This is a genomic window from Nocardia cerradoensis NBRC 101014, from assembly GCF_000308535.1.
Lineage (GTDB): Bacteria > Actinomycetota > Actinomycetes > Mycobacteriales > Mycobacteriaceae > Nocardia > Nocardia cerradoensis.
Map to the genome: position 1 here is coordinate 1 of NZ_BAFW01000318.1, position 4,249 is coordinate 4,249.

General features: G+C 68.3%; 3 protein-coding genes. All 3 read left to right on the forward strand.

Annotated elements, in window-relative coordinates:
* Positions 1–1,613 (forward strand): hypothetical protein (locus ON23_RS28395; protein ID WP_039782008.1); only part of this gene is annotated, 1,613 nt, incomplete at its 5' end.
* Positions 1,610–3,682, forward strand: a complete 2,073-nt coding sequence (locus ON23_RS36195) for a putative phage head morphogenesis protein (RefSeq protein WP_143860637.1) — start codon at positions 1,610–1,612, stop codon at positions 3,680–3,682. The genes ON23_RS28395 and ON23_RS36195, both read left to right, overlap by 4 nt.
* Positions 3,682–3,858, forward strand: a complete 177-nt coding sequence (locus ON23_RS40030; protein WP_420847578.1) for a DUF7196 family protein — start codon at positions 3,682–3,684, stop codon at positions 3,856–3,858. The genes ON23_RS36195 and ON23_RS40030 overlap by 1 nt, the downstream gene beginning before the upstream one ends.
* Positions 3,859–4,249 lie beyond the last annotated feature (391 nt).

Sequence of the window (4,249 nt, forward strand, 5' to 3'; positions counted from 1 at the left end):
CCGCCCTGCTCAGCAGGTTCCGGCTCGTCGCGTCCGATCTGGACCCGGAAACGGGCAAGCCCACCGGATCCACTGAGAACGCCGCCGCACGGGCGGTGGTGCGGCAGATCGCGGGCGGCGCCACCGGCCAATCGCAGATGCTCGGCCGGCTCGCCCCGCTGATGATGATCCCCGGCGAAGCGTGGCTGGCGATCATCTTCCCGGACGGCGAAGAACAGTGGCATGTGCTGTCCAACGACGAGGTGAAGCCGCGCGGCGAGCTGGTCGAACTCGAACTCGAGGACGGCACCAACTACACGATGGACCCGGAGACGGACACGCTGTCGCGGATCTGGCGTCAGGACCCGCGCCGGGCCCGGCTCGCCTGGTCGCCCGCCAAGGCTGCGCTGCCGATCCTCAAGGAAATCGTGCGGATGAGCCAGAACATCGAGGCGGCCGGAAAGTCGAGGCAGGCCGGAAACGGCATCCTCGTGCTGCCCACCGAAATCTCGATGCCGGCCAAACCCGCACCGACCGGTGCCCCGGACCCGGACGCCCCGAATTTGCCTGCGCCCGCGCCGTTGTCGCGGTTCGTCACCGCCGACGAGGTGCGGGTGGCGTTGCAGGAGGCGATGGCGAAAGCCATCCAGGACCCGTCCAGCGCGGAAGCGTTGGTGCCGATCATCTTGCAGGTGGCCGGCGAATGGGTCGACAAGATCCGGCACATCAAATTCGACAGCGAAGTGTCGGACAAGGCGCAGGCCGCGCGGGAGAAAGCGGTCCGCCGCCTGGCCATGACGCTCGACATGCCGCCCGAAGTGCTGCTCGGCCTGGCCGACCTCAACCACTGGAGCCTCTACGGTGTCGAAGAGGAAGCGGTCCGCTGGCATGCGGCGCCGGAGATGGAAACCATCTGCGCCGCCCTCACCACGCAACTGCTGCGGCCGATGGTGCCCGACGCCGATGTGGTGATCTGGTACGACACCAGCGATGTCGAAGCCGAACCGGATCAGGTGGAGAAGGTGCGCACCGGCTTCACCGATGGCGTGGTCCGTGCGGAAGCGTACCTGCGTGAGCTCGGCATGTCGGAGGAACAGGACGGCTACGACCTGACCACCCGCGAAGGCTGGACCGCGTGGGTGCTCGACCAGGTACGCAAGGACGCCGCCCTGGTACCGGTCCTCGAACCGCTGTTGCGCACACTCGTTCCCGCGCTCGGCCTGCCCGAACTGAAACCGGCCCCGGCCGCACCTCCGACGCCTCCGCCGCCGGCACCGGAACTGGAGCAGCAGCGTGTACCCGACACCCGCGAGCAGCTGGCCGCCGCAGCAGACACCGCGGTGCGGATCTGCGTGAACCACGCGATGAAGCTGGCCGGGAACCGCCGCCGCACCCGCCCGAATCACACGCAATTGCAGGGCATCCCGCCACGGGATATGCACCTGAAACAGCATCTGGGGCCGTGCCAGCCAGCGGAGGTGGATCGGCTGATCAACGGGTGGGATGAGGTGCTGGACGACGAAATCTGCGCCACCGCCGGAGTTTCCCGCGACAAGCTGCAGGCACTGGTGGCGTCGGTGTGCCGGGAAGCGCTCACCACCGGCACCCACCCGATATGGCGGTCGGACCGATGAGAGCCGAGCAGCGGGCCGCGCTGGTCGAAATCCTCACCCTGGAACGGGAACTGGAGGACCTGGCCGCCGACACGATCCGCGCGTGGCTCGGCACCGCCACCCAGGCCGCGCTGCCGGTGCTCACCGCCGCCAGCATCGGCGATATCCCGCCCGACCCGGACGGTATCGCCCGAACTGCGGCGGCGTGGGACGCGGAGGTGAACACCGGTTTCCTGCCGCGGTTCGGCGCGATCGTGGACCGGCTGCTGGGCGATGACCGGGACCGTTTGGGCGAGTGGCGCAACCGCATGGTGGGCGCGATGCGTGACCGGCTGTCCGGGATCCCGGCCCGTGCACGCAAACGGGTGGAAGCCGCGATCCGCGACACCGTGGGGCAACCCCTCGACGCCGTGCGGCGCGCGGCGGCCCGCGCGCTGTCCTACGCCGACTCGTGGCGTGGCGATGCCACAGAGATCGGCCGCACCGCCGTGGGCGTGTTCAACGCGGCCCGCATCGCCCGCGCCGAGCTCGAAACCGCCGACACCAGCCGCGCCTTGGACAAGGTGTGGTTGGCGTTGCACGACGGCCGCACCCGGCACACTCACCAGCTCGCCGACCGTCAACGCGTCCCGCTCGGAACCGATTTCGTCGTCGGTTCCGCGACGCTGCCGTATCCCGGCTGGATCGGTGGCCCGCCGGAAGAAGTGATCGGCTGCCGGTGTGTGGTCGCGATCGTGGAATCAGCACTCGAGATTCCGGCCCCGGCTCGAGTAGCGTCAGCAGCAGACACAGGAGGCACCACCGTGGCCAGATCATTCGAGGCCCTACTGATCCCGACCGGCGTCGTCGGCCGCTCCCAGGGCTGGATGCTCGCCAGCAACGTGCAGCTGGTCGACACCGCCCTGCCGCTGGCGATGAAGTGGCAGAAGAAAGCCGATCCCGGCCACGAAGGCGCGTACACCGTCGCCGTCATCCAATCGATCGAGGTACGCGAGGGCGGCGTGTGGGGCCGCGGTGTCACCCTGGACACCCCGGAAGCTGCGGAGGCGGCTGCCGAAGTGGAAGCGATGGTGTCGCGGCCGTCGATCGAACTGGTTGGCCGGTCCGAAGTGCTCACCGACTCCGCCGGCAACCCGGTCACCCCGGACACCGCAGAGCAGATGTGGATGGACGGCGCGGCGATCGTGTCCCGCATCGACGTGGCCGAGATCGTCGCCGCCACACTGGTATCGGTGCCCGAGTTCCGCGACGCTCACATGATTCTCGGCGACGAGGTCGACAACTCGCAGGGCCTGGCGCTGGTCGCCGCCGCCAAGGCGCGCACAGTGGATCCCGACATCTACCCGGCCGAATTCTTCGACAACCCCGACCTGGACGAACCCACTCCGATCCACGTCACTCGTGAGGGACGCGTGGTCGGGCATCTCGCGTGCTGGAAGACCATGCACACCGCCTACCCGGACATGCAGGTCACCCCGTACCGGTCCTACAGCGGGTACGCCGAATTCCACCAGTCCACCGCACATCTCGACAACGGCGAACGACTGCGCGTCGGCCGGCTCACCGTAGGCGGTGGTCACGCTGTAGCCGGCCACGGGATGCGGGCAGCGATCGAGCACTACGACGATGTCGGGACCTGCTGGTCACTGGTGCGCGCCTACGAAGACGCAATCGGTATCGCCGTATCCGGCGTGATCGAGGCCAACGCCGACGAGAAGATGGTGAAACTCGCTCTCGGCACACCACACTCGGGGCACTGGGAACGCGTCGGCGGACACCCTGAACTGCTCATCGGCCATGCCGTGAACTCCCCCGGATTCCCGATTCCCGTTGCGCAACGACTGCGGGACCGCGACGGCGACCTGGCGTTGGTCGCGTCGTTCGCTCCGCGCCCGTCCCGGCCGCCTCTGCCCGCGAGCCTGCTCGAGGACATCGCGCGCCGCGGTGCGGCAGCGTACGCCGAGCAACAGGCCGCGACCGCACGCCAGGCCACCGCACGCGAACTGATCGCGAATGCGGTGCCACGGCGGCGAGTGCTCGCCGACGCGATCAAGGAGAGCCACGCACGACACGCGAGGAAGGCCAGCTGATGGGATGCGCATGCGGAGCTGGGCGCGGCACCGGCCCCGGCCAGTCGGCGGCCGGGTATCTGGTGACCACGGTGACCGGCGAGAAGCTGGGGCCATACCTGACGATGACGGAGGCTCGGATCGCGGCGACGGCCGCGGGGGGCGGGACCGTGAAGCCGCTTCTCGAAGGTGGTTAGTCCAAAGACTTTCGATGCTCGCCGGGGGGGCGCAGTAGGTCATCGAGGTAAAATGTCCACATTCTCTGGCCACCGCTGGGGAACGTGACGTCAACTTCGGTTGGTATCGCTGAACTATCCAGGCGGTCGTGAGCGGCGGCGAGCATGTGCACGACTAGTGAGTGCCTATACCTTGCCCGCCCCGCTTCCCGCCGCCTCCGTTCCAGCGGAGCGCCGGGCGGTCGCCTACCTGTCCGAAGCGCGAAACGGTGCGTCACCACGTGGTAGGACCCATTCCTTTGCTGTAGGTAGTACACGCTCTTCCCGTCCACGATTCTGATGGTCGGCTCATCTACGTCCGGGGCGGCGAACTCCTTCGCTGTCCGCTTCCGGCCAACCCAGATATGCAAGG

Excerpts from the sequence above, each read along its gene's own strand:
- ON23_RS40030 (WP_420847578.1), top strand. The coding sequence starts at position 3,682 with ATGGGATGCGCATGCGGAGCTGGGCGCGGCACCGGCCCCGGCCAGTCG.
- ON23_RS36195 (WP_143860637.1), top strand. The coding sequence starts at position 1,610 with ATGAGAGCCGAGCAGCGGGCCGCGCTGGTCGAAATCCTCACCCTGGAA.